Origin of the sequence: Jiella sonneratiae (genome assembly GCF_017353515.1) — a bacterium.
GTDB lineage: Bacteria > Pseudomonadota > Alphaproteobacteria > Rhizobiales > Rhizobiaceae > Jiella > Jiella sonneratiae.
Genome location: NZ_JAFMPY010000010.1, coordinates 108,396 through 128,730, shown reverse-complemented (window position 1 = coordinate 128,730; position 20,335 = coordinate 108,396). Strand labels below are relative to the sequence as shown.

Below are 20,335 nucleotides of genomic sequence, written 5' to 3'. Positions count from 1 at the left end.
GTTGCGGATCGTGCGGCCGTATTCGGAGCCAACGCAATCGCGAAGCTTTGCTGGCCGTACAAATATTCCGAAACGGCAAGGTCAGGGCCGAAGCGACCGTTATGAGGACGGTTGCCGTTCAAGCGAAAAATATAGGCACAGCCTTAAGTTGACTTAGGGTAATATTTCAGCTTCAATCGATACGATGTTGTCGTATCGATTGGATGCGGAAATGCACAAGATTTTAAGAACACTGCAATTAGTTGTTATACCAACATTCGCTTGGTTAGCAGCAATTCTAATTTTTGTCATCCCTCTCATATCTGTTGAATACGTTAATAATCCATATAATCGCGACTCACTTACAGCAAGAATAATACAAGTTGTCCCTGTTTTTCTTGGGGCTTCTATTGTTCCTTATTCAATTTACCATATTATTATGTATTTTATAAGAAAAAAAGCATTGAAGCGCCCGACACTTTTCTCCACGAATGATATAAAACAAGAACAGTTCCACGTAGGTGATAACTCTATTTGTGACAACAGTGATAATTTGCGCATCATCCACCGCCTTATTGCCGATTCTCACAGCCGTGATAATCAAGATTCACTTTATAAAAACTTGCTAATATCTGAATTATCAAAAAAGATACGTTCTTTGAATAGGAATTCTACAATTTTACTATCACTCATTGCTGTATCCTTAATCGGATCGGCCGCTGTTGTCGTTTTCGCGGGCAAATTGACGAGTATTGACGTATCAGCAAGTAGCAATGTTGACCGACTTGACGCAAAATTGTCGGAGATACAGCTTAAGTTCGAGAATTACCGGCGTGACATTTTTGATTCAAATAGCAGTAGAATTTTTCCGCTCAGTTCGAAGAAATTAGATCCAACACTAAATCAAGATAATTTGTCTCAAGAGAATATTAACGAACTGGAGGATTCCAACCGGCTTGCATTGGACATGAATAGACAGCTTTTTAGCGATATCAAGAATTTATACAAAGACGCGTGGACTAAAGAAATTGCGGTCGAAAAAGGCTATAGTGATGATAGATTTATTCTTGTTACTGCTATAACACGCATTGGCGTGATAGCTGTAGCAGTTTATCTTGTTCAAATTCTTCTAAATTTGTTTCATCACAATTTAAGACTTATAACTCATTACACTTCCATCATAAAAATAATCATGATTTCCAATATAGATTTTGAAGTTTCAAAAAGCACCGTCGATCTAATGAGCAAAACGCCGCCGGACTCGTGGAGACCGCCCAAGCATCCTCTCGAATCAATTGGACACTCTGCCGAGAAAATTTTTCCGTTGCGCAAGCGGAAGCAAAATACCAATCCAGCAAAAGACCAGTAGACGGGGCGCCCCTTAAAATATTTGGGCGCCTCGTTACCTTGAAGTTATTTTTAAATCACTTCATCGTCGGGATCGAGAACTCCGCCCCGTCCTTGATGCCCGACGGCCAGCGGCTCGTGACGGTCTTCGTCCGCGTGTAGAAGCGGAAGCCGTCGGCGCCGTGCTGGTTGAGGTCGCCGAAGCCCGAGGCCTTCCAGCCGCCGAAGGTGTAGTAGCTGAGCGGCACCGGAATCGGCACGTTGACGCCGACCATGCCGATGTTGATGCGGCTGGCGAAGTCCCGCGCCGCGTCGCCGTCGCGGGTGAAGATCGCGACGCCGTTGCCGTATTCGTGGCTCATCGGCAGGTCGAGCGCTTCCTCGTAGTCCTTGGCCCGTGCGACGGAGAGGACCGGACCGAAGATCTCGGTCTTGTAGATGTCCATGTCCTTGGTCACGTTGTCGAACAGGCAGGCGCCGACGAAGAAGCCGTCCTCGTATCCCTGCATCTTGAAGTTCCGCCCGTCGACGACGAGCTTCGCGCCCTCCTCGACGCCGCGATCGACGAGGCCGAGCACGCGCTTTTGCGCCTCGCGGGTGACGAGCGGGCCGAAGTCGACGTCGTCGCCCGCCGTATAGGGCCCGATCTTCAGCGCCTCGACCTTGGGGATCAGCTTCTCGACCAGCCGCTCGGCGGTCTCCTCGCCGACGGGAACCGCCACCGACACCGCCATGCAGCGCTCGCCCGCCGCGCCGTAGCCTGCCCCGATCAGCGCGTCGACCGCCTTGTCCATGTCAGCGTCGGGCATGACGATCATGTGGTTCTTGGCGCCGCCGAAGCACTGGACGCGCTTGCCGTTCGAGCAGCCGCGGCCATAGATGTATTTCGCGATCGCCGTCGAGCCGACGAAGCCGATCGCCTGGATGTCCGGATCGTCGAGGATGGCGTCGACGGCGCCCTTGTCGCCGTTGACGACGTTGAGGATGCCGGCCGGCAGACCCGCCTCGATCATCAGTTCGGCAAGCATCATCGGCACCGCCGGGTCGCGCTCGGACGGCTTCAGGATGAAAGCGTTGCCGGCGGCGATCGCCGGGCAGAACTTCCACATCGGGATCATCGCCGGAAAGTTGAACGGCGTGATGCCGGCGACCACTCCCAAGGGCTGGCGGATCGAATAGATGTCGATGCCGGGTCCGGCGCCCTCGGAGAACTCGCCCTTCATCATCTGCGGCGCGGCGATGCAGAATTCCGCCACCTCGAGCCCGCGCTGCACGTCGCCCTTGGCGTCCGGAAAGGTCTTGCCGTGCTCCTTCGACAGGGCCTCGGCGAGCTTGTCCATGTCGCGGTTGAGGAGGTCGACGAACTTCATCATCACCCGCGCGCGGCGCTGCGGGTTGGTCGCCGCCCATTCAGGCTGGGCCGCCTTGGCGGTCTCGACGGCGGCGCGCAGTTCCTCGGGCGAGGCGAGCGCCACCTGCCCCTGAACCTCGCCGGTCGCCGGATTGAAGATCTCGGCGCTGCGGCCGCTCTTGCCGGCGACGCGCTTGCCGCCGATGAAATGCCCGATCTCGTACATGGATCTCTCCTCCCTCGAAAAGCGCCACGGCGGCGCTTCAGCCGGCCCGTGCGCGGACGATCGTTGCGGGTGCGGCGCGCGGGGCCCCGGCCCTTGTGGATTGGATGGAGTTTCGCGCACAATGGCCCGGGCATAAAGCCCGCGGCGCGCCCATCCATTGTGCGGATTTTATAGCCTCTCGCCGGTCACCACGGGTTTAGCCAATGAACTGGGACGACGTCCGCATCTTTCTATCCGTGGCGCGGGCCGGCCAGATCCTTTCCGCCGCCCGCAGGCTCGAGCTCAACCACGCGACGGTCGGGCGACGGCTGTCGGCGCTGGAGGAAGCCGTCGGCACGAAGCTCTTCGACCGTTCGCCCGGCGGCTGCGCCCTGACCGAGGCGGGCCGCAGCTTCCGCTCCCACGCCGAGGCGATGGAGGCGGCGATGACCGCCGGCCGGGCGGAGGTCGGCGGCAGCGACGTCGCGCTGTCGGGGACGGTGCGGGTCGGCGCGCCGGACGGCTTCGGCACCGCCTTCCTCGCCCCGCGGCTGTGGCGGCTGACCGAGCGCCATGCCGGGCTGACGGTGCAGCTCGTCCCAGTGCCGCGGGCCTTTTCGCTGTCGCGGCGCGAGGCCGACATCGCGATCACCGTCGAGCGGCCGGCGGCGGGGCGGCTGGTCGCCGCCAAGCTCTGCGACTACCGCCTCGGCTTCTTCGCGAGCCCCGCCTATCTTCGCGCCGCCGGAACGCCGCAGACCCTCGCCGAGCTTGCCGCCCACCGCCTCGTCGGCGCGGTGGAGGATCTCCTCTATTCGCGGGAACTCGCCTATCATGCCGACCTGATGGAGCGCTGGCCCTCGCGCTTCGAGGTGTCGAGCGCACTCGGCCAGACCGAGGCGGTCGCCGCCGGCGCCGGCATCGGCATCCTGCACCGCTTCGTCGCCGCGAACCGCGGTGACCTCGTCCCGATCCTCGCGGACAAGACGATCGGCCGCAGCTATTTCCTCGTCTATCACGAGAGCGCCCGCGACATCCGCCGCGTCGCCGCCGTCGCGGCCTTCATCCGCGCGGCGGTCGAGGCGGAAAAGGCGCTGTTCGGCTGACGGGGTGCCGGGGCGCGTCGCTCGATGCCCGGATGGGGGGCGCAGGCGAAACGGCAGGAGGCCGGCCCGGGCGGCAACGGAGCTGCCCTGCACCCTTCGAGCCGACACGGCCATTCGGGGTGCTATGTTCTTTGAACATCCGCGGGAGCCGGACAGACGGAGGACACATGCTCGTCGTGCTCAGCGGCCTGCCGGGCGCAGGCAAGTCGACCATTGCCAGGATCTTGGCGGCCAGACGTTCGGCGACATACGTCCGGGTCGATGAAATAGAGACGGTTCTCCGCCGCGAGACCTTTCTCGGAAGCGATGTCGGAGCCGCCGGCTACGTCGTCGCCTTCGCCATTGCGCGCTCGAATCTCGCCTGCGGCAATCTCGTCGTCGCCGACAGCGTCAATCCGGTTCCGGAAAGCCGGCGGGGCTGGCGAAACGCGGCCGAAGCGAGCGGCGCTCCGTTTCTCGAGGTCGAGCTCGTCTGCAGCGACGAGGACGAACATCGACGGCGCATCGAAACGCGGTCCGCCGATGTCGCGGGTCTCGAGCTCCCGACATGGGAAATGGTCAAGACGCGTGATTACGCGCCATGGGCGACCGCCCGACTGGTGATCGATACGGCCGGCCGCCGCCCCGACGATGCGGTGGCGGAGATCGAAAAGCGGATCGATGCCGTGTGGACGGAATTCGACGCTTGAACGCCCGGCGGGGTCGCGTCGCATGCAGGCAGAAATCCACCAACATGCTCGTGGCACCGGGGCTTCGTCTTCGCCCCGCCGCCGGATCTCAGGCTTCGCCGGCCGCGGGGCGTTCTTTCGGTGACGCCGTCTTGTCCTGCCGCAGGGCCCCGAGGCGCTCGGCGGCCTTTGCCGCGCCCATCGCCCGCGCCGCCCCCTCGGCGGTCACGCCGTCCGCAGCCCTGGCCTCGATGTCTGCGCCACGCTCCACGAACAGTTCGACCATCGCGATGCGATCGAACATCGCCGCCGTCATCAGCGCCGTCCGCCCGTCGTCGCCGCTGCCGTCCACCGCGGCGCCGTGATCGAGCAGCAGCCGGGCGATATCCATCTCGCCCTTGAAGGCCGCGCCGGCGAGCGGCGCCTGGCCGCGGTCGTTGCGCCGTTCCGGGTCGGCGCCCTTTTCGAGGAGGATGCGCGTCGCGTCGAGATGGCCGTGATAGCTCGCCAGCATCAACAGGCTGTCGCCCTTCTCGTTGGTCAGGTTGACCGGGATGCCGGCGTCGAGGAAGGCGGCAAGTTCCGCCGCCTCGCCGGCCCGGGCGGCGTTGAACACCCGCGTCGCGATCTCCTGAAAGGCGGCGAATTCCTCGGGGGTGAGTTCGCTCATCGAGGCTCCTCATGTCTCTGTCCCGGCCGGTCGGGCCAGAGCGGAACCTAAAGACGTGCCGCGGGCCGACCAGCCCTCGGCGGCCAGCCGGTCTGCAGCAAAAGCCGGCCGTCACGTGTCAGGGGAGGAGCCGGGCGACGGCTCGCCCACCGTCGTTCAGCACATAAAGGGTGCGCCCCGTCGTGTCCGAGACGACCTCCTCCAACAGCCCCTTCTCCGCGAGCGACTGCAACGCGACGTCCGCATCGGCGTGCGACATTCGGGCATGCTTGGCGACGCCCGCGACCGTTCGCTTCATAAGCCGGCTGTCCCGCATCGCCTTCAGCGCTTCGGCTTCGGCCTTCGGCAGCTGATCTGCCTGAGCCCGGGTCGCGGCCTCGTCGTGAACCGCTTCCTGAGCGTCGGCATTCAGGGGGGCCGACGTCGCGTCGACGTTCTCCTTGACCTCCTCGAGGTCGGTCTGGACGTTCTCGTTCTTCTGCTTCAGGACGTTCACCTCGCTCTTCAGCGAACTCAGCACCTGGTCGGGAACGCTGGTCAGGAAGCGCTTGAAGCTGATCGCCGCGACGAGGCAGAAGCCGACATAGATCAGGATGTTCTCGTTGCCGGCCTTGTCCGTGGTACTGGTAACGTTCTTGACGATCTCGCTCTTCGCAAGGCTCAGGAACAAGGGCACGAGCAGCGCCGCCACAGCGCCGAGAAAGACGTTCCTGACGACCTTGGGCGGGGAGATCCTGCGGGCGGTTGCGGTCTTGTCCCAGATCCCGAGATCGTCGGCGTCACCGAGCATCAGGCTGGCGGCGAGACCGCCGAGACCGCCGGCGACAACCGTGATGAACAGCAATTGCAGGAGAGACATCGCATTCATCGCCACGACGTGCCACGAGAGGTTTTATTCAAGATCAATACTATCTCAACGGTGAAACCCTGTAAATCTGATAGCGATGAACTTTATCTGCCGCAGCGGCATGCGGCGGAGGCTTCCGGTCATCGGCGGTCCGACGGGTTGCCGCTGCCGGATCGGCGGCATAGCTACTGGTCCGAAGTCGACTCCTGATGCGATGCCCGACCCGGCCGGGACGCGAATGTCGGATCAAGTCCTTAAGCGTGACGAGCCAGCCCATGCCCATTGCCGCCCTTTGTGACCGCGCGACGCTGCATCTGACCGGCCCCGAGACCGAAGAGTTCCTGCAAGGGATCGTCACCGCCGACCTTGCGGCGGTCGGGCCCGACGCGGCCGCTCCGGCGGCGCTTCTGACGCCGCAGGGCAAGATCCTGTTCGAGTTCCTGATCAGCCGCATCGAGGGGGGCGTTCGCCTCGACGGCCCGGCGGGCTTGCGGGCCGAGCTGAAGAAGCGCCTCGCGCTCTACCGGCTGCGGCGCAAGATCGCCATCGAGGAGAGCGACGAGGCGGTCCTCGCGCTGTGGGACGGGGCGAAGGCGGCCGACGGCTTGGTCGACCGCCGCTTTCCGGGTGGCGACGTCCAGCGAGCCTATGGCGCCGTTCCGCCCGGCCCCGAGGCCGTGCCGGCCGAGGCGTTCCGGGTCCTCAGGATCGGCCGGGGCGTCGCCGAACTCGGCGCGGACTACCCGCAGTCCGAGATGTTTCCCCACGACGTCCTGATGGACTTCACCGGCGGCGTCTCCTTCAAGAAGGGCTGCTTCGTCGGCCAGGAGGTGGTGTCGCGCATGCAGCATCGCGGCACGGCGCGCCGGCGGCTGATGCTGGTGCGGGCCGAGACGCCGCTCGCCGGAGCCGCCGAGATCATGGCCGCGGACAAGCCGGTCGGCACGCTGCTGGCGGTCGAGGATGCGGCAGGTCTCGCGATGGTCCGGCTCGACCGGCTGGCGAAGGCCGCCGCCCGCGGCGCGGCGGTGACGGTCGAGGGCGTGCCGGCGGCGCTGGCGATCCCCTCCTATGCCGGCTACCGCATCCCCGCGGCAGGCGAGGACGAAGCCGGCGACGCCGCATGAGAGAAACCCGCAACAGCAATGCCGGCGCCGGGGGCTCGCGCCGGGCCGCCGCGCGGGATCGGCCGGCCCCGCGGGTCTGGCAGCGGATGCTCTCCGGCCGCCGGCTCGACCTCCTCGACCCCTCGCCGCTCGACGTCGAGATCGCCGACATCGCCCATGGCCTTGCCCGCGTCGCCCGCTGGAACGGCCAGACGACCGGCGACTTCGCCTTTTCCGTCGCCCAGCATTCGCTGATCGTCGAGCGCCTCGTCGCGGCCCGGGAGCCCGATCCCCGCTGGCGGCTCGCAGCCCTCCTGCACGACGGGCCGGAATATGTCGTCGGCGACATGATCTCGCCCTTCAAGGCGGTGATGGGCGGCGACTACAAGGCGGTCGAGAAGCGGCTGCAGGCGGCGATCCACATGCGCTTCGGCCTGCCGGGGGACCTGCCCGCCGAGATCGCCCGGGCGATCAAGGCGGCCGACCGCGTCTCGGCCTATTTCGAGGCGACGCTGCTCGCCGGTTTCGAGGCGCGGGAGGCGGCGCGCTTCTTCGGCGAGCCGGGCCGCGCGACCTGCGATCCGGCCGAATTCGCGCCGCAGCCGGCCAAGGCGATGGAGGCGGCGTTCCTCGCCCGCTTCGCCGCGCTCGACGCGGAACTGACCCCCGCAAATGCACCGCGGCGGCCGGCGGGCGAGGCGCCCGGCAAGGCCAGCGGCAAGGCGGAAACGCTGGCGGACGGTGCCGGACCGTCCGGCCGGAAGACCGGCTGAGGCGGATCGCTGCGCCGGGCATCGCGGCCCGTGACGAGGGCCGGCGACGTGGGCCGGCGACGTGGGCGGGCGCTGGCCTTCGCGGCCGCTTCGCCCTATAGCCTCGCCATGAGCTATCTCGTCGTCTCCTCGCTCGCCGACATGCCGAAGACGGTCGCCGAACACGGCGCCCTCGACCTCGTCACCCTGATCAACGCCGAAACCCGCGTCGAGCGGCCCGCCGGCATCGCGGCGCCGCGCCATCTCTTCCTCGGCTTCAATGACATCGCCGCGCCGATCGACGGCTTCGTCGCCCCGTCGAGCACGCATGTCGAGACGCTGATCGACTTCGGTAGCCGCTGGAGCCGCGAAAAGCCGCTCGCGGTGCATTGCTTTGCCGGGATCAGCCGCTCGACGGCCGCGGCCTACATCCTCGCCCTCGCCATCAATCCGGAGCTCGACGAGGCGGCGCTGGCGCACGAACTGAGGCGCCGTTCGCCCTCGGCGACGCCGAACGTCCGCCTCGTCGCGCTGGCGGACGAGAGGCTCGGCCGCGGCGGACGCATGGTCGCGGCGATCGAGGCGATCGGCCGCGGCGAGACCGCCTTCGCCGGCACGCCCTTCGTCCTGCCGCTGACGCTCTGAGGCGGGCGGCCCCCAAAAAGCCACCGTCGAGGCTTTTGGCGTGACGAGACGCGCCTCATCGGTTTGACGCATGCGCATGATCTTCGCCGAATGCCGGTTCCGGGCTTCGGGATCGGTCGCTACTCCGCCGCGGCGCGGATCGCCGCCATGCCGCAGTCGAGCGGGATGAACAGCTCCATCGGGCCCTCGACCCCGTCGAGGGCGTGCGCGCCGACCGACTGCCAGCGGCCGGGCACCAGATCGGCGACGCGCCGGGTGGCGAGGACGTTGGTGTCCATGGCCTTCGTCAGCTTCTCGATCCTCTCGACCTCGGTCACCGTCGAGCCGATGACGGTGAAGGCGAGGCGCTCCGGCACGCCGATGTTGCCGAACACCACCTTGCCGACGTTGAGGCCGATGCCGAAGCCGATCTCGTCGCGCCCGGCGGCGCGGCGCGCGGCGTTGACGCTGTCGCGCATCGCGAAGGATTCCGTCACCGCCTGCAGGATCTTCGCCGAGAGCGCCTCGCCCTCCGCCCGGTTCTCGATCGGGAAGACCACGAGCACGGCGTCGCCGATGAAGGCGAGCACCTCGCCGCCGGCACGGATCGCCGGGCGCGCGGCGCATTCGAAATAGTCGTTGAGCAGCGCCAGGAAATCCTCGCTGGCGAGCTTCGCCGTCAGGTGGGTCGAACCGCGCAGGTCGGAATACCAGACGAGGGCCTTGGTGGTCGCCCCGTCGCCGAGCCGGATGTTGCCTTCAAGCACGCTGCGCCCGGCCTGACGCCCGAGATAGGTCTCGACGATGTTGGTGGTGATCTGCTGCTGGATGATCGACTTGCAGACGAGGGCAAGGCTTCGCTGGATCGCCTGCAGCGTCGCGAGGTCCTCCTCGGTGAAGCCGTTCTCCCGGTCGCAGGCCCAGATGACGATGACGCCGGTGCCGGTGTCGTCGACGCCCTTCCCCGGCTGCCTGAACGCCGTTCTCAGCGCCAGATAGTCGGTGAAGCCGCTGGCCGCGAGCTCTTCGAGCAGCCGGAAGTCGACCAGCCTGCCGGGGCCGGTGAGCCGCCGGCGCAGGATCCTCAGGTCGTTTTCCAGCATGTGGCGCAGCGGGCTCGCCTGCCAGGCCTCGGTGTTGGAGTCCTGATGGTTGAAATGGTCGAGCGTCGCCCGCGTGTCGTGGCGGTTCCACGAGATCATCTCGGCCCTGAACAGGGGATGCAGCGTCGGCCAGTTGAGCCGCGCCCGCGAGATCGGCACGCCGATGCCGAGCAGCTTGATGCACAGGCGATAGAAGATGTCTTCGAGCTTCGGCTCGCCGAGCGCCTCGCTCAGGAGCCATTCGTTGACCTGATCGGCGAGCCCCATGCGCCTGCCCTTTCATCTGATGTCGAGAGCGATCTCAATCTCGTCCGCCCACCCCCCGAAGCCCGCTGAAGCAGGGCGGTCCGGGACCGGACGGGACGCCGGCGGGCATCGCTGCGAGTCTGGCCCCGGCTGCCCGGGCCGCCTCGGGCGACGGCTCAGAGCGAGAGCGTCAGCCCGGTGCGCGCGACGACGGCGCCGGCAAATTCCGCCCGTGCCTCTTCGGCCAGCGCTTCCAGCCAGTCGTCGGTGCGCGAGACGTCGTGGTGAAATATGACGAGCCGCTCGACCTTTCCAGCCCGGCACAGCCGGACGCCGTGCTGCCAGGTCGAATGGCCGAAGCCCCTGAAGCGCGCGAAGTCGTCGTCGGTATAGGTGCAGTCGTAGACCATCACGTCGGCGCCGGCGACGAAGGCGACCAGCGCCTCGTCGATCACCCCCGGCTGATGCTCGGTGTCGGTGATGTAGCAGAAGGAGCGCCCGTCGTGGTCGATGCGGTAGCCCACCGCCCCGTTCGGATGGTCGAGCCGGAAGGTCCGGGCGAGGATGCCGTCGCCGAGGTCGACGGTGTCGGGCGGCCGGAAATCGCAATAGTCGATCCGCGCGGCGAACTGTTTCGGCTTCACCGGAAAGTAGGGCGGGCACATGAAGCCCTCCACCATCTCCCGGCAGGTCGTGCCGTCGAGGAGGTGGCCGGCGAAGATCCGCGCCGTCACGTGGTCCTTGTAGAGCGGCAGCAGGAAGGGCAGGCCCATGATGTGGTCGAAGTGGCAGTGGGTGAGCAGGATGTCGAAGCAGAACCGCTTCGCCTCGTAGAGCCTGCGCCCGGCCGGCACGATGCCGGTGCCGGCGTCGAGGAAGATCACCCGTTCGCCGCAGCGCAGCTCGATGCAGCTGGTGTCGCTGCCGAAGCGGGTGTTGGCGGCGGCCGGCGCCGGGATCGAGCCGCGCGCTCCCCAGACCGTCGCCGAAAAACGGCTCATCGCGGGCCGCCCTGTCCGGCCGCGAGGTTGCGGGCCCGGACCAGCTCGGCATTGGTGTGGCTCAGCCTTTCGGCGAGACCGCGCATCACCTCGGCCGCGACCTCGGGAAACTGCCGGAGCAGCTGCAGAAACGCGTCCTTGCGCACCCTGAGGGCCGACAGCCTGGTCTTCGCCGTCACCGTCGCGGTGCGCGGCACGTCGCACAGGATGGCAATCTCGCCGACGACGTCGCCGGTCTTCAGATGCGCGACGACGAAATCCCCGCCGTCCGAGGCGATCGACACGTCCGCCTCCCCCTCCATCAGGACGAAGGCCGCGTCGCCGCGCTCGCCCTGCCGGCAGACCACCTGCCCCTCCCGGTACATCACCGTCTCGGCCGTATAGGCGATCAGCTTCAGCCGGCTCGGCTCGATGCCGGCGAACAGCGGCACCGCCCTCAAAAGGTCGATTTCGGACTTCAGAAGCATCGTCTTCGACCTCGACTTGACCGGGCGAGCAGAACCAACAATCCGTTTTCGCGTCGCGACTGCGCCGTCCCGGCGAAGCCGGTCGCGCATGGGCCGGTCGGCCGCCTGCGGCGGCCATCGACCGGCGGCGCGTCGCACGCGCCGGCGCAGACGTCGCGGCAGCTTCGCACGGCCGGGCGCGCCGCAGCAAGAGCGGGCTGCGTGGCCGGCTGGCCGACCCCGGAGACGGTCTCGCAAGTTCCGGTCACATCACCTCCATCGGCGTTTCCTCCGCGCCGGCAGCTTCCCGCATCCGCCCTTCGCTGAATTCGATGGTGCGCTCGAAGAGGTCGGCATGATCGGCATGGGCGAGCACCCAGACGATCGTCTGGGTGGGGACGGCGAGCCTCTCGCGGCTGTCGATGACGGCCCGCGCGATGCGGCGCTGGCTGTCGCCGTCGAGCGCCGAGAGCGGCCGGTTGAGCACCAGGAGATCGGGGCGCTTCAGAAGCGCCCGCGCCAGGGTCAGCTTCTGCTGCTGGCCGGCGGAAAGCCGTTTGGCGCCGCTGCCGATGTCGAAGGCAAGGCCGATGTCGAAGACCACCTCGAACAGGCCGGTCTCGCGCAGCGTCTCGGTCAGGACGGCGTTGATCCGCCCCGGCGCCTCGGCGTAGCGGGTCACGATGCGCCCGAACAGGATGTTGTCCTGCAGACTCGCCGCCCGGTTGACGCCGGCCGGGTCGTGCAGCGAGACCGCCCCGGCGAGGTCGGCGGCGGGGCCTTCGCTGAACTGGTCGCGCGCCGCAACGATCGCCTGCTTCAGCGGCTCGTCGAGAAGGCCGAGCCGGTGCCGCGGCTCGACATAGCCGAAGGCAAGGCGCTGGAAGGCGCGCACGTCCCGCTCGTCGCGCTTGCCGCCGTCGATGCGCCGCAGGGCGGCGCGATAGGTCTCGACGTCGTCCGGCGCCATCAGGTCGATGTCGTCGAGCAGCGGGTTGTCGGCCGCAAGGTCGCCGAAGATCTCGATCAGCGTCTCGGCGATCTGCCGCCCCATGGTCGACAGCCGCTCGTCGAGGCCGCTCGCCTCGAGCGCTGCCTTCACCGAACTGCGTTCGGCCAGCGGCCGCTCGGCGTCGGCCTCGGGATCGGCCGTGCCGAAGACGAGGTTCTCGAAGACGCTGGCATATTCGGAATAGCGGTTGCGGTCGAAGCCTTCGAAATAGTCCTCGTCGCCGCCCTCGATCAACAGCTGCCGGAACTTCGCCCTGGCGTTCAGGATCTGGTCGGCGGTGGTTTCGGAGAGGCTCTCGGGCAGCTTGCCGCGCAGGCCGAAGCGGGCGATCTCGGATTTCAGCTCGACGACGTCGAGCACTTCGGCGAGCCGCCGCGGCAGCGCCTCCGGCCCCTCGACGCCGGCCGCCTCGTAGTCGATCCAGTCGTCGCGGATGTCGAGGTCGATGTTGCCCGACAGCCGCGCCTCGGCGAGGCGGTCCGCCTCGGAGCGGCCGCTGCGCTCGGTCCGCCGGACCGGCACGTGCTTCAGCCCGTAGGTCAGCGCGTCGCGGATGGTCATCTGCGGCAGGTAGAGCCCGGAGGCCGAATAGCCCAGGCGGCGGCCGGGAATGGCGTCGGGCATGGAATCGAGGGCGGTCCCCGCGAAGGCGATGCGCCCGCCTGCCGGCTGCACCAGCCGCACCAGCGCCTCGGCGAGATACTCGCCGCCGCCGCCCGGCGGCCCGTTCACCGCCACCACCTCGCCCGGCGCGATCTTCAGCGTCGTCGAATAGAGCAGGTCGTTGCCGGAATCGTCGCTGATCCTGAGGCCGGTGACCGTCACCTCGCCGTCGAGCTTCGGCGGCGTGTCGAAGGAGACCTTCTGCACATCGGCCGAAATCAGGTCGGGGACGACGAACTGCTCGCGGATCTGGGCGTATTTCGACTGCACGTCGACCCGGTACTGGTCCCAGGCGATCAGGTCCCTGAGCGGCGACGGCAGGTCCTTGTAGGCGGCGATGACGGCGACGAGCTGGCCGATGTCGAGTCGCCCGGTGATCACCAGATAGCCGCCGCCGAGATAAAAGATGAACGGCGTCATCTGCGAGATGAGGTTGTTGAGGAAGTTCACGAAGAACTTCCACTGGTAGAAATCGTAGCGGATCTTGAGGATCTTGCCGAGCCGCTCGCCGAGCTCGGCACGCTCGAAATTGGAGGTGTCGTTGGTGCGGATCGAGGCGATGCCCTCGACCACTTCGCCGATCCGCCCCGAGAGGATACGGGCGGTGAGCTGGCGCGAGCGGGCGAGGACGACGAGGCGGCGCCGCAGCCGCGGGATGAGCAGGATCTGGATCAGCACCACGACGCCGGCGACCAGCCCGAGCCAGAAGTTCTGCAGCACGATGAAGAACAGCGCCGTCAGCGCCTGGCTGAGGAGCAGCGCCGGGTCGGCGAAGGCGCTGCCGCCGAAACCGCCGACCGGCTCGGTCTCGTCCTTGATCATCGAGGCGATCTCGGAGCCGCGCACATGCCTGAAGCGGCCGGTGGGAAACCGCATGACCCGGTCGACGAGCTGGTAGCGCAGCCGCCGCAGCAGCCGCTCGCCGAGCTTGCCCTTGTAGGTCGAGATGTAGAACTTGAAGAGCCCGTTGACGACGACGAAGAACAGGAAGGTCATCGACAGGGCGAAGAGGACGCCGAGCCGGTCGAGCTCGAAGCCGGGTGAGAGCGGCAGCGACCCGCCGCCGAGAAAGCCCGGCAGCGGAATCGAGAAGGCGAACAGCGTCTGGGTCTGGCCGGCCTGCCAGTCGCCCTGGATCGGACCGTTGACGATGCGCTTCGGCAGGTCGAGCGTCAGGTAGTAGAGCGGCAGGGACACCGCGAGGACGCCGAACAGCCAGAGCTGCTGGCGCCTGGTATAGCGCCAGACATAGCGAAACACGCTCTCGTCGAGATGGTCCGCAGGCTTCATGCCGGCGTCTCCAGCGAGGCCACCGCCCGGGCGACCTGGCTCGCGACGCCCGCCGGGTCCGCCGGCTGGTCGATACCCTCGATACCGTCGAGGCTCGAGGCCCTGACGAAATGCCCCGGCCGCACCTCGCGGAGCGGCGGCAGCGGCCGGTCCGGCCGCACGGTGAAGGGTTCCGGCCAGTTGCGGCGGCCGATCAGCCCGGCCTCCGGCAGGTTGGAGAAGTCGAGCGGTCGGGCGAGATCGGCATGCGGCACCGCGTCGATCAGCAGCTTGGTGTAGGGGTGCAGCGGCCGGCGGAACAGCTCGGCCCGCGGCGCGAGTTCGACGATCGCGCCGTCGCACATCACCACGATGCGGTCGGCGATGTGGTTCACCACCGCGAGATTGTGGGTGATGAAGATGTAGGTGAGGCCCGACAGTTTCTGCAGATCCTTCAGGAGGTTGAGGATCTGGGCCTGAACCGAGACGTCGAGCGCGGCCACCGGCTCGTCGCAGATCAGGAGTTCCGGCTCGAGCGCCAGCGCCCTCGCGATGCCGATCCGCTGGCGCTGGCCGCCCGAAAAGCTGTGCGGGTAGCGGGCGGAAAAGCTCGGCTCGAGACCGACCGCCGACAGCAGACGCTCGACGCGCTCGCGGCGCTCGCCCGGCGCGCAGACCTCGTGGATCTCCAGCGGCTCGGCGAGGATCGCCCCGACGGTCATGCGCGGATCGAGCGAGGAGAACGGGTCCTGGAAGACGTACTGCATGCGCTTCCTGACCTTGAACATCGCCTCGCGGTCGGCCGAGACGAGGTCGACAGGCCCCTCGTCGCCGTGAAGCACGATCTCGCCGGCATCGACCGGCACCGCCCGCATCAGCGCCCGCGCCAGCGTCGTCTTGCCGGAGCCCGATTCGCCGACGAGGCCGAGGCATTCGCCGCGGCGCACCGTCAAAGACACGTCGGCGAGCGCGCGGATCACCCGGGCCGGGGCGCGGCCGACGAGCCGGCGGTCGCCGCGCAGCGAGAAGCTCTTCTGCAGCCCCCGCGCCTCGAGGATCGGCTCGCCCACCGGCCCGCTCGCCTTCGGCCTGACCAGCGCGTCGGCGTCGATGCGGATCTCGCGGATCGGCTTCAGCCGGCGCTGCTCGGCGTCGGAAAAGTCCGGCACCGCCTTCATCAGCGAGACGAGATAGGGATGGGTCGGCCGGGTGAAGATCGTCTCGACCGGGCCGGATTCGACGATCCGGCCGTGATGCATCACCACGACCTCCTCGGCGAGGTTGGCGACGACGCCGAGATCGTGGGTGATCAGCAGCACCGCCATGTCGAGCTCGCCCTGCAGATCCTTGACGAGCTTGAGGATCTGGGCCTGCAGGGTGACGTCGAGGGCGGTCGTCGGCTCGTCGGCGATCAGCAGTGGCGGCCGGCACATCAGCGCCATGGCGATCATCGCGCGCTGGCGCAGCCCGCCCGACAGTTCGAACGGATACATCCGCATCGCCCGCTCCGGCTCGGGAAAGCGGACGAGCCGCAGCGTCTCGGCCGTCAGCGCGCGGATCTCGGCCTTCGAGGCGCCGCGATGGGCGGCGGCCATCTCGCCGATCTGGTCGCCGAGGGTGTGGAGCGGCGAGAATGCCGTCATCGGCTCCTGGAAGACCATGGCGATCGAGCGGCCGCGGATCGAGCGGAACTGCGGCGAGGCACGGGGGATCGCGGCGAGGTCGACGGTGCCGAGCTCGGCGTCGCGGAACAGGATGCGGCCGGAGGTGACGACGCCGTTCTTCGGCAGGAGGCCGAGGATCGCCTGGGAGGTCACCGACTTGCCGGAGCCGGACTCGCCGACGAGCGCGACGGTGCGGCCCGGCATGATCGCCATCGACAGGCCGGAGACCGCCTTGGTGACGCCGGCCATGGAGCGGAACTCGACCGACAGATCGTCGATCGCCAGGAGCGCGGCTGCCGCACGAGGCGTGTCGGCCGGAACCGACGGCGATGCCGAGGCCGAAAGCACCGCTGCGTCACTCATGAAGCCGTTTCCCCAGACGTTGCCGCCGCAAGGCGGAGCAGGCCTCCCCCTGCGGAGGCCGCGGGCCGCATTATCACGACAGTGCCGCCGCTTCGCCAGAGGAATCTCCTGCGTTCCTTGTCGCATGGCCGGCGCCGGAGGGCATCGCCGACGGCCTTTGCGGGGCAGGCCCCGTCACCCCCGGATCAGCCGCTCGATCGCCCCTGCCGTCGCATCGGCGCCTTCGAGGTCGATGGCCGGCGCCGGGCGGCCGCGCGCCGCATCCGCCCGCACGAGCGCCGCGGCGAGGCTCTGGGGCGAGAGAGCCGCCCCCTCCACCACTTCGAGGAGGCCGAGTTCCTGCATCCTTGCCGAGCGGAACGCCTGCTCGGTCTCCTCGCCGTCGTCATAGGGCACGACGACCGCCGGGATCTTCGCCCGCATCAGGTTCATCACCGTGTTGTAGCCCGCCTGGGAGACCGACAGCGCCGCGCCGTCGAGCAGCGCCTGGAAGCGCGGCGAGAAGCGCTCGACGACGGTGCGTTCGTCGGCAAGGGCCGTCAGCGCCTCGAAGTCCGCCTCGCTCGCCCGCGCGCCGGCCAGGACGTGCCAGACACGGTCGCGGATTTTCGGCGGGCAGAGTTCGCGGGCCTGAAGCGCGGTCCGCAGCAGCGTACCGGCCGCCGCGCCGCCGCCGGCCGAGACCACCACCTCGCCGTTCGGCTCGACCGGCCCGCGCTCGGCCGCCTCGGTGACGTAGCCGGTATAGGTGACGAGGTCTTCGATCTCTTCGGCATGGGGATAGGTCTCGCCGAAGGTGAACAGTGCCGGATCGGAATGGACGAGCACGGCGGCGAGATGCGCCCGGGCGAGCTTCGCGGCGTGTTCGGCCCGCTCCGGATGCTTGGTCTTCACCAGGATGTCGCGCACCGAGGTGACGCACTTCACCCGCGGCGCGTCGCGGCCCGCCCGCTGCATCAGGGGCACGAGTTCGAACTGGAAGCGCCAGCGGCCGAAGGGGAACATCTCCATCAGGACGACGTCCGGCCGCGCCGCCTCGTAGACCTCGATCAGCGCCCGGCTGCGTGCCGTCTTCCACGCCTCGGTGATCGGCGCGCCGTCATCGTCGTAGAGGACCTTGAAGTCGGCGCCGCGGATCGACACCGGCGGCAGTTGGACGACCGTCGCCTCGCGGAACGGCATCTGCGGCATCGGATGGCCGCCGAGCGCGACGGTGACCTCGATGCCGCGGGCGGCGAGCGCCCGGGTGATCAGTTCGCCGCGGCGCAGGTGCCCGACGCCGAGAAGATGCTGCACGTGAAACAGGACCCGCATGCGGACGGCCTTTCGAGAGTTCCGGAGAAGGATGGGGCGAGCTCCGCCGGTCATCCTGCTCACCTTTTTGTTTGCGCATGATCCGTTCCGGAAATTCGTTCCCACGGTTCGGGGTCAAGCTTTCAATGCAGCGACCGGGGCAGAAATCGGGGCAGGGACCGGGCGGCCCGGAAACTTTCGCATGTCTCGGAAAGCGCGGCGCCGAGCCGTGCGGCGGCCCCGGCGATGTCGTGGGTCGCGAGCGCCCGCCGCCTTGCCGCCGCGGAAAATTCCGCCCGCCGCCGCGGATTAAGGAGCGACGCGACGCCGGCGCCGAAGGCCGCGGCGTCGCCGGGGGGAACGAGGAGGCCCGTCGCGTCATGCTCAACGACGCTCGCAACGCCGGGGCTCGCGCCAGCGACCACAGGGAGCCCGGCGGCCTGCGCCTCGATCAGCGCCATGCCGAAGGCTTCCTTGACCGCCGGCCAGACATAGAGGTCCGACGCGGCAAGGAGCGCCGGCATCGCGCCGGCCGGAACCTCGCCGAGGAAATGCGCCTTGATCCCGGCATCGGCAAAGGCGGAGCGCACCGCCGCCTCGGCGGGACCGGCGCCGGCGACGAGGAGTTCGAACGGCGCGCCGCCAAGCCCCCCGAGGGCGTCTGCGAGGAGGCGGTAGGAGGCGAGCTTCTGGTCGGCCCGCATCATCGCCGCCGCGACCAGCCAGATCCGCCCCGTGTCGAGGGTGAACCGCCGCGCCAGCTCCGCGCGGGCCGCCTCGCGGTCGCGGCGGGCCGCGGCGAAAGGCGCACCGTCGATGAACGGCGGCAGCGACAGCATCGCAACCCCCGGGCGCAGATGCGGCGCGACGCCCGCCGCGTCGCCCGGGTTGAGCGTGACCACGAGGTCGGCCCGCGCAAGGGCGGCGAGGCTGGCGCGAAAGCCCCGGTCGAAGGGTCCGCCGCGCTGCTTTCCCGCCACCGAGGCTTCGGCGACCACATAGGGAATGTCGAGCGCCGCAGAGACCGCCGGGCCGAGATGGTCGGGCGCCTTGTGATAGAGGTGGTAGGTGAACCAGAGGTCGGGACGCAGCGCCGGATCAGTTAGCCGGCAAACGAGGCGCCCGGCGAGCCGGCGGCCGACCAGCTCCAGCCTCGCCTGGCGTTCCGGATCGCCGCGGTCGTAGCTCCTGAAGCGCGCGGCCAGCGTCGCCTCGTGGCCGCCCCGTTCGAGCGCCGCGACGAGGTTCCGGGCGACGAGCCTGTCGCCCGAGGGGACGGGGTCGTCCGGCGCCTTCATCGGCGCGTGAAATGCGATCCTCATGGCCGCGCGAAGCGAGTGACCTGCCGCTGCGCCTCGGCCGGGCCGGTGCCGCGCAGGACGGCCGGGGCCCGCCGCCGCTCGGCGATGATGTCGTCGACGAGCCGTCGGATCGTCTCGACCCCGCCGAGCAGCTTCTCGATCTCGGCCGACTGCGGCTTCTGCTGGCGCGGCAGCATTCGGATCGCCTCCGCCATGATCGCCGCGTTCTCGGCCTCGTCGTCGAGGAGCATGCGGGCGAGGCCGAGGTCCTCGGCCCGCGAGGCGCGGATGAACTGCTCCAGCCGCGGGTGGCGGCGCGGCACGATCACCGCCGGCTTGTCGAAGGAGAGGATCTCGCAGAATGTGTTGTAGCCGCCCATCGCGACGACGCCCTCGGCGCGCTCGAACAGCGGCTCGATCGACGCGGCGAAGGTGATCAGGTCGACGCTGTCGAGCTTCCGCGCGCGGGCCTGGAAGTCGCTGGCATAGCCGGTCTCCATGAACGGGCCGAGCACGATCTTCGCCCTAACGCCGATCGACGGATCGCTCTCATAGGCCCGCAGCACCCAGTCGACGAGGCGGGCGCCGTCGCCGCCGCCGCCGGTGGTGACCAGCACGAAGGGCCGCTCGCCGATGCGGATGTGGTCGGGCAGCGCGCCGGAGGGCTCGTCCGCCCGCGGCAGGTAGCCGGTGAACACCGCCCGCCGGCGCACCCGCTCGGAGACGCCGATTCCGTCGAGCGGATCGCAGATTTCCGGCAGGCCGTAGACCCAGACGTCGTCGTAGAGCTCCTCGACCGCCGCGAAGGCGCCCTTGCGCTGCCATTCCTCGGTGAGCCGGGAGGGCTCGTCCATGATGTCGCGCAGGCCGAGGACCAGGCGGCAGCCGGTGGTCTTCAGGAAGGCGAGGCTCTCGGCCACCTCGCCGCGCATGCCGAGCGGCTCCTTGTCGACGAGAAAGATGTCGGGATCGAAGATCTCGGCGGTCTTGGTGATGATCGCCGAGCGGATCTCGGTGAGATCCTCGATCGAAAGGCCGGGATTGGACGGCGCGTAGCTGTCGGCCCCGAGCTTCACGACGCCGGGCACGCGGATGAAGTCGACCTGCGGCGGGAAGCTGAAGGAGCCGACGACCGGCGAGCCGGCGACGATCAGGATCGAGGTCTCCGGCCGGTGGTCGACGAGCGCCTGGGCGATGACCCGGCTGCGCCGCAGATGCCCGAGACCGAAGGTATCGTGGCTGTAGATCAGGATGCGTGGAGAGCGAGACTGCATGGCAACTCCTGGCGCAGCCCTGATTGACGCCTTCCGGGCGGCCGC

Annotated in this window: 17 protein-coding genes; 6 read left to right on the top strand and 11 right to left on the bottom strand. The window is 67.7% G+C overall.

All coding sequences use genetic code 11. From position 1 onward, the window contains the following. Positions 1-211: 211 nt before the first annotated feature. On the top strand, positions 212-1,348 hold the full coding sequence (locus tag J1C47_RS11875) for a hypothetical protein (protein WP_207350977.1): 1,137 nt from the start codon (positions 212-214) through the stop codon (positions 1,346-1,348). Between the two features lie 55 nt (positions 1,349-1,403). On the opposite strand, the gene J1C47_RS11870 is transcribed toward J1C47_RS11875, so the two are convergent. Beyond that, positions 1,404-2,903, bottom strand: coding sequence for a CoA-acylating methylmalonate-semialdehyde dehydrogenase (locus J1C47_RS11870; protein ID WP_207350976.1), 1,500 nt, complete (start codon positions 2,901-2,903; stop codon positions 1,404-1,406). A gap of 203 nt (positions 2,904-3,106) precedes the next feature. On the opposite strand from J1C47_RS11870, the gene J1C47_RS11865 reads away from it, so the two are divergent. Beyond that, entirely contained in the window at positions 3,107-3,988 is an 882-nt protein-coding gene (locus J1C47_RS11865) for a LysR family transcriptional regulator (protein WP_207350975.1), read from the top strand. A gap of 167 nt (positions 3,989-4,155) precedes the next feature. Continuing rightward, the gene (locus tag J1C47_RS11860) at positions 4,156-4,677 is read left to right on the top strand and encodes a P-loop nucleotide/nucleoside kinase family protein (RefSeq protein ID WP_207350974.1); all 522 of its coding nucleotides are present in this window, start codon (positions 4,156-4,158) and stop codon (positions 4,675-4,677) included. Between the two features lie 88 nt (positions 4,678-4,765). On the opposite strand, the gene J1C47_RS11855 is transcribed toward J1C47_RS11860, so the two are convergent. Then, complete coding sequence (locus J1C47_RS11855) at positions 4,766-5,326, bottom strand: ankyrin repeat domain-containing protein (RefSeq protein WP_207350973.1); 561 nt, start codon at positions 5,324-5,326, stop codon at positions 4,766-4,768. A gap of 118 nt (positions 5,327-5,444) precedes the next feature. Continuing rightward, entirely contained in the window at positions 5,445-6,185 is a 741-nt protein-coding gene (locus J1C47_RS11850) for a YEATS-associated helix-containing protein (protein WP_207350972.1), read from the bottom strand. Positions 6,186-6,448: 263 nt separating this feature from the next. Between J1C47_RS11850 and ygfZ the strand changes: the two genes are divergently transcribed. The 3 genes from ygfZ to J1C47_RS11835 all read left to right on the top strand — a co-directional run bounded on the left by ygfZ (position 6,449) and on the right by J1C47_RS11835 (position 8,676). Then, positions 6,449-7,300, top strand: coding sequence for a CAF17-like 4Fe-4S cluster assembly/insertion protein YgfZ (ygfZ, locus tag J1C47_RS11845; protein ID WP_207350971.1), 852 nt, complete (start codon positions 6,449-6,451; stop codon positions 7,298-7,300). Positions 7,301-7,386: 86 nt separating this feature from the next. Further along, positions 7,387-8,052, top strand: a complete 666-nt coding sequence (locus J1C47_RS11840; RefSeq protein ID WP_207351032.1) for an HD domain-containing protein — start codon at positions 7,387-7,389, stop codon at positions 8,050-8,052. A gap of 108 nt (positions 8,053-8,160) precedes the next feature. Then, complete coding sequence (locus J1C47_RS11835) at positions 8,161-8,676, top strand: tyrosine phosphatase family protein (protein ID WP_207351031.1); 516 nt, start codon at positions 8,161-8,163, stop codon at positions 8,674-8,676. A 119-nt stretch (positions 8,677-8,795) separates the two neighbouring features. Here the strand turns inward: J1C47_RS11835 and J1C47_RS11830 are convergent, their stop codons facing one another. From J1C47_RS11830 to J1C47_RS11795, 8 genes are all read right to left on the bottom strand, one after another. Next, positions 8,796-10,025, bottom strand: a complete 1,230-nt coding sequence (locus J1C47_RS11830; RefSeq protein WP_207350970.1) for an adenylate/guanylate cyclase domain-containing protein — start codon at positions 10,023-10,025, stop codon at positions 8,796-8,798. A gap of 155 nt (positions 10,026-10,180) precedes the next feature. Continuing rightward, positions 10,181-11,005 (bottom strand): MBL fold metallo-hydrolase, encoded by an 825-nt coding sequence (locus J1C47_RS11825; RefSeq protein ID WP_207350969.1) that lies wholly within the window; start codon positions 11,003-11,005, stop codon positions 10,181-10,183. Beyond that, complete coding sequence (locus J1C47_RS11820; protein WP_207350968.1) at positions 11,002-11,472, bottom strand: cyclic nucleotide-binding domain-containing protein; 471 nt, start codon at positions 11,470-11,472, stop codon at positions 11,002-11,004. Before J1C47_RS11820 ends, J1C47_RS11825 begins: the two co-directional genes overlap by 4 nt. Positions 11,473-11,716: 244 nt before the next feature. Then, a complete protein-coding gene (locus J1C47_RS11815; RefSeq protein ID WP_207350967.1) occupies positions 11,717-14,416 on the bottom strand; it encodes an ABC transporter transmembrane domain-containing protein in 2,700 nt (899 codons plus the stop codon). Beyond that, on the bottom strand, positions 14,413-16,422 hold the full coding sequence (locus J1C47_RS11810) for an ABC transporter ATP-binding protein (protein WP_207350966.1): 2,010 nt from the start codon (positions 16,420-16,422) through the stop codon (positions 14,413-14,415). Before J1C47_RS11810 ends, J1C47_RS11815 begins: the two co-directional genes overlap by 4 nt. 174 nt (positions 16,423-16,596) lie before the next feature. Then, the gene (locus tag J1C47_RS11805) at positions 16,597-17,736 is read right to left on the bottom strand and encodes a glycosyltransferase family protein (RefSeq protein WP_207350965.1); all 1,140 of its coding nucleotides are present in this window, start codon (positions 17,734-17,736) and stop codon (positions 16,597-16,599) included. Positions 17,737-17,858: 122 nt separating this feature from the next. Continuing rightward, positions 17,859-19,037 (bottom strand): glycosyltransferase family 4 protein, encoded by a 1,179-nt coding sequence (locus tag J1C47_RS11800; RefSeq protein WP_207350964.1) that lies wholly within the window; start codon positions 19,035-19,037, stop codon positions 17,859-17,861. Then, positions 19,034-20,290: a glycosyltransferase family protein gene (locus tag J1C47_RS11795; RefSeq protein WP_207350963.1), complete on the bottom strand. Its 1,257-nt coding sequence runs from the start codon at positions 20,288-20,290 to the stop codon at positions 19,034-19,036. The genes J1C47_RS11800 and J1C47_RS11795 overlap by 4 nt, the downstream gene beginning before the upstream one ends. Positions 20,291-20,335 lie beyond the last annotated feature (45 nt).